At 72.7% G+C, this 1,073-nt stretch carries 1 protein-coding gene; it reads right to left on the bottom strand.

Annotation, left to right across the window (positions count from 1 at the left end):
* Positions 1 to 1,073 (bottom strand): right-handed parallel beta-helix repeat-containing protein (locus amrb99_RS49435; RefSeq protein ID WP_190869029.1); only part of this gene is annotated, 1,073 nt, incomplete at both ends.

Genomic DNA, 1,073 nt, shown 5'->3' on the forward strand with positions numbered 1-1,073 from the left:
GCAGCGCGCCGCCCGCCCAGGTCCCGGCCGCCCCGATGGTGAGGGCGTGAAGGTCTCCGCTGATCCGCCAGCCCCGCCCGGCGATGCCCGCGCTGGTGACCACACCCGTGAACGCGGCGACGACGGCGCCGGACACGCCGCCCAGGCGGACCCGGATCGTCAGCGTCGGTGTGCCGGTCGTGGACGCCTGACCGGCGACGGCGAACGAGTACCGGATGCCGGGCGCCGCGTCGTTGGCCGGGATCGGCAGGGTCGCAACGACGGTTTCGGCGGTGGCGTTCGCGGCCGTCGCGAGCGTGCCCGGCCCGCCGGCGTTGAAGCTGTTGGCCTCGCAGACCAGGCCCGTGACGGTGCTGGTGAGGTTGGTCGGCTGCCCGACCGACCGCAGCCGGTTCCCCCGGACTGTGACCCGGTTCGCCGAGTTCGACGCCTGGATCCCGACCGTGGTGATCGTGTCGAGGTCGTTGTCCTCGATGACGAGATCCTGGCCCGCCCAGGTCATGATGCCGTTCGCGGCGCCGGTCACCGAGCAGCGCGCGATCGTGATGTCGGTCTGTGCGGCGGCGGCCGTGGCCCGGCTGTCGGCGGTGATGCCGTTCGCGGTCGCGCCGTTGACGTGGCAGCCCAAGATCTTGCCTCGGCGGGTGCCGAAGGTCGAGATCGCGGTGCTGCCCGAGCCGATCACCACGACGTCGGTGAGGCGGTAGTCCTGGACGCGCTCCAAGCGCACCCCGACGCCGGCGACGTCGCGGGCCGAGATCCGGGACGCGACGAGCTGCGCGACGAATCCGGTGTCCTCGCCCTCGACCTGGAGCGCGCCACCGTAGGAGCCGCCGCCGGTCATCCGCACGTCGTGGACCTGGACGCCGTTCATCTGCTGCGACCCGGTGATCGTGGGCGTCGAGCCGTCCACCGGCGTCCGGTCGCCCGCGTTCGTGCTGTTGAGGCTGTGGACCCAGACGCCGCCGCCCTGCCCGACGACGGTGATGTCGTCGATCTCGCAGTCCTGCCAGCAGTACGCGACGACCGCGTACTGCGTGCCGCCGGACACGTGCAGGCCCCGGACCCGGATC

This window comes from Actinomadura sp. RB99 (assembly GCF_014706005.1).
Taxonomy (GTDB): Bacteria; Actinomycetota; Actinomycetes; order Streptosporangiales; family Streptosporangiaceae; genus Spirillospora.